A 3,955-nucleotide genomic window follows, 5' to 3' on the forward strand; every position below is an offset into this window, starting at 1 on the left:
GTCTTGGCCGTCTTGATCGCCGCCAGCACGTTGCAGATCGCCGAGAACCCGAAGTGTTCGAGTTGCGCGACGACGGCCTCCGGCACGTCCTTCTTGGCCAGGTGGGCGCGACCGGCCTCGGAGTTGAACACGAGATCGAGTTCGTCGGTCGCCTTGTCGGAGACGGCCACGACCAGGTCGGTGTTGGTGACGTTGTGGATCAGCGGGATGTGCTTGTCGCCGATCCCCTGGATGTTGTGCTCGCCGTAGCCGTTCTCGAGCATCGTCGGACACTCGAGGGCCTCGACGGCGACGGTCCGGGTCCCGTACTCCTCCTTGAGGCGATCGCCGGCCGCGATCGTTCCGGCGGACCCGGTCGCGCTCGTGAACGCAGCGAGGTTCAGATCGCGACCGGAGTCGGCGCGGACCTGCTCGAACACGTGACCGAGTGCGCGTCCGGTGACCGTGTAGTGCCCGAGGTGGTTCCCGAACTCGGAGAACTGGTTGAGGATGAAGTTGCCGGGATCCTTCGCCAGTTCGTTGCAGGCGTCATAGATCTCTTTGACGTTCGACTCGGTGCCGTACGTCTTGATCACGTCCTCCGCAGGATTCGCGCACCAGGTATCGAGCCAGTCGAAGCGCTCCTGGCTCATGCCCTCGGGCAGGATCGCCACGCCACGGCTCGCCATGATCTTGCTGATCGCGATGCCGCCACGCGCGTAGTTGCCGGTGGACGGCCACACCGCGCGGTGCACGGTCGGATCGAACTGCCCGGTCACGACGCGGGGCGCGAGGCACGAGTACGCGGCGAGCACCTTGTGGGCGGTGATCATCGGGAAACGGTCTCCGAACACGACGATGATCGGCGAAGCAATCCCGGTCAGCGACGGTGGAAGCACGACGTGATCGGGAACCTCGACCCGGTTGCCGCTGAGGTCGTTGTACCAGTGGACCCGCCACAGGTTGCGGGCGTCGGGCCCCTGGGGATCGGCGTCGCCGACACGCTCGTCGTGGTCGAACGTCGTCGGGTCGGCGAGCTGCGCGAACGTCGGAAGCGTGATCCCCTGCTCGGCGAACCGCTGCACGCTGTTCGCGAGCGCCGCCTCGTCGACGATGCGGTCCGCCAGGCCGAACTGGTTCTCGAGAGCGTCGGTCGCGGCGGAATCGTCGATGAGGGTCACCTTGACATTCTGTCAAGAGGAGTGCTCGGCCACCACCCGCACGAGCACGGGGCCGGCCCGGACATCTCGTGGCACGCGTGGCATCCGGCGGTGGGTCGATACAGCGCAGTAGCTTGACGCGATGAGCGACGTCGCTGCGGGACTGTTGGCCATCTTCGTCGGCATCGTCTTCTGTTTCCAGGGCTACCTCGCGATGCGGATCGTCATCGCGTTCTGGGGAGCGTTGGCGGGCTTCTCACTCGGCGGCAGCATCGGCGCCGACGAGGGTGGCTTCCTGTCGAACGCACTGAGTTGGACGTTGGCGATCATTCTCGCCGTCGTGCTCGCGCTGCTCGCGTACCTCTACTACCAGGTCTCGATCGTCATCGCGATGGGCGCGATCGGGTTCACCCTCGGGACGAGTGCCCTCATCGCCCTCGGAGTCACGTGGTCCTGGCTGATCGTCCTGGTCGGCGTGGCCCTCGGCATCGTGCTCGCCGTGGTCGCGATCGTCGGAGATCTGCCGATGTTGCTGTTGGTCCTGCTCAGCGCGGCGGCCGGAGCGAGTGCGATCGTCGGCGGGCTCATGCTGCTCACCGGCGCGCTCGACTCGGATCAGATCACTCGCTCGGCGAGCGTCACCGACGAACTCAACGACGACTGGTATTGGTATGCCGTCTGGTTCGTGGCAGCGGTCGCCGGCGCGATCACCCAGATCTCCACCGCGCCGCGGATGACCGGCACCGTCCGCGACGGCTGGGACGCTGCTCCCGCCCACTCTTCCTGACCGACCGCGAGCACCTGCTCCGCTAGAACGGACGGTCGTCGGGCGGCTCCGTACTCGGTCCGACGTGAGCGTCGAGCCACGCGCACACCTCGGCCGCGCCCTCCCAGCAGTCACGCACCTTGCGCTCGACCTGCTTCGTGTGCAGCCACCGGCGAGCACCAAAGTCCTTCGACAGCATCAGGCCCTTGCGACGCAACAAGGCGATGCGCGGGTGGTCCCGGTCGTAGCCGCGCGGCGCCGTCTTCAACTCGCCGATCGCACCGACCGAGTACTCTCGCCCTTCGACATCCGCGACCAGCCCGGCGATCTCCTCGCCTGTCGCCGGAGCGACGATCGCCTCCCGGAACCGTTTCAACTGGTCCTTCGCCATCGCGTAGTAGCCCGCTGCGGCCATCAGCCCGTCGGCGGACAGCTGGAGATAGTGCCCGGCCCCGCCCTCCGATTCGCCATATGCGCCCTGGTGGGTCTTGTACGGCGGACGATTCTTCGAGAAGCGCATGTCGTTGTGCGGACGGAACAGGTGGAAGGGCCCGTAGTCGTCGAGCGCGTCGGTGAGTTCGACCATCGGCTGCTTGACCGACGTGACGAACCGGTCCTTGTTCTCGGCCCAGAACGCTCGGGAGTTGTCGGCAGCGAGCTGCTCGTAGAACTCGATCGCATCCGTGGGGAAACCGGTGAATGCCATCCACGTGACCGTACCGAACCCGATCGATCTGGCGGGGCGGTCGCCGGAGGTGGGTACTGTCGCTGGGATGGCAGAGCTGTTTCTCGGCGGGGCGATCGACCCGGCCACCCATGAGCGCACCGGGCCCGGTGGCGCCGACGCGATCGACCACGTGTCGGTGGCGACCGACAAACTCACCACCCACGCGGTGATCGTCGGCATGACCGGATCGGGCAAGACCGGGCTCGGAGTGATCGCGATCGAGGAGGCGTTGAGGTCGGGTCTCCCGGTCGTAGCGATCGATCCCAAGGGTGACCTCACCAATCTGTGCCTGACGTTCCCCGAACTCGCGCCGGGCGACTTCCGGCCGTGGATCGATGAGGCGCAGGCCAAGCAGGCCGACATGACGCCGGACGACTTCGCCGCCGACCAGGCCTCGACGTGGACTGCAGGCCTGTCCGGGTGGGGTCTGTCCGGCAGCGACATCGGGGAACTGCGTGCGACCACCGACTTCTCGATCTACACACCTGGATCCGAGGCGGGCATCGCGCTGAACATCGTCGGATCGCTCCAGGTTCCGGCCGACATGTCCGATGCCGAGGTCGTGAGCGACGAGATCGAGGGATACGTCACCGGACTGCTCGGACTGGTCGGCATCGACGCCGACCCGCTGGCGAGCCGGGAGCACATCCTGCTCTCGAACCTGATCCTCCACTCGTGGACCGAGGGCCGCGGATTGGATCTGATGGCGCTGGTCTCGATGGTGGCCACTCCCCCGATCCGCAAGCTCGGCGTCTTCGAACTCGATCAGTTCTTCCCCGAGGCCGACCGCATGAAGCTCGCGATGAAGCTCAACGGGTTGTTGGCATCGCCCGCCTTCGCGGCGTGGGCGCAAGGCCCGCCGATCGACATCGACTCGATGCTGTTCGGACCGGACGGCCGACCGAGGTGCGCGATCGTGACCACCGCGCACCTCTCCGACGAGGAGCGTCAGTTCGTCACCTCACTCGTCCTCGCGAAGCTCGTGACCTGGATGCGTCGGCAGTCCGGGACGACCGACCTCCGAGCGATGCTGTACATGGACGAGGTCGCCGGGTACCTGCCGCCCACCGCGAACCCGCCGACGAAGAAGCCGATCATGATGCTGATGAAGCAGGCCCGGGCGTTCGGCGTCGGCGTCGTGCTGTCGACGCAGAACCCCGTCGACATCGACTACAAGGCGATCTCGAACGCGGGCACCTGGATGATCGGACGCCTGCAGACCGATCAGGACAAGGCGCGGCTGCTCGACGGGATGACGTCCGCGTCGGGAGGCGTCGACGTCGGTGCGCTCGGCGACACGATCTCCGGGCTCGGCAAGCGCGA

At 66.6% G+C, this 3,955-nt stretch carries 4 protein-coding genes; 2 read left to right on the forward strand and 2 right to left on the reverse strand.

Annotated features, from left to right (window positions below; all coding sequences use genetic code 11):
* Positions 1-1,160, reverse strand: a 1,160-nt coding sequence (locus WBV89_RS02610) for a pyridoxal-phosphate dependent enzyme (RefSeq protein ID WP_423979786.1), incomplete at its 3' end; no start/stop codon positions are given.
* A gap of 121 nt (positions 1,161-1,281) precedes the next feature.
* On the opposite strand from WBV89_RS02610, the gene WBV89_RS02615 reads away from it, so the two are divergent.
* A complete protein-coding gene (locus WBV89_RS02615) occupies positions 1,282-1,926 on the forward strand; it encodes a DUF4203 domain-containing protein (protein WP_423979787.1) in 645 nt (214 codons plus the stop codon).
* A 22-nt stretch (positions 1,927-1,948) separates the two neighbouring features.
* Here WBV89_RS02615 and WBV89_RS02620 read toward each other — a convergent pair whose 3' ends face one another.
* A complete protein-coding gene (locus WBV89_RS02620; RefSeq protein WP_423979788.1) occupies positions 1,949-2,611 on the reverse strand; it encodes a DUF2461 domain-containing protein in 663 nt (220 codons plus the stop codon).
* 67 nt (positions 2,612-2,678) lie between these two features.
* On the opposite strand from WBV89_RS02620, the gene WBV89_RS02625 reads away from it, so the two are divergent.
* Positions 2,679-3,955, forward strand: a 1,277-nt coding sequence (locus tag WBV89_RS02625) for a helicase HerA domain-containing protein (RefSeq protein WP_423979789.1), incomplete at its 3' end; no start/stop codon positions are given.

Origin of the sequence: Ilumatobacter sp., from assembly GCF_049588435.1 — a bacterium.
GTDB lineage: Bacteria > Actinomycetota > Acidimicrobiia > Acidimicrobiales > Ilumatobacteraceae > Ilumatobacter_A.

Coding starts and splice junctions, on each gene's coding strand:
- WBV89_RS02615 (WP_423979787.1), top strand. CDS start 1,282: ATGAGCGACGTCGCTGCGGGACTGTTGGCCATCTTCGTCGGCATCGTC.
- WBV89_RS02620 (WP_423979788.1), bottom strand. CDS start 2,611: ATGGCATTCACCGGTTTCCCCACGGATGCGATCGAGTTCTACGAGCAG.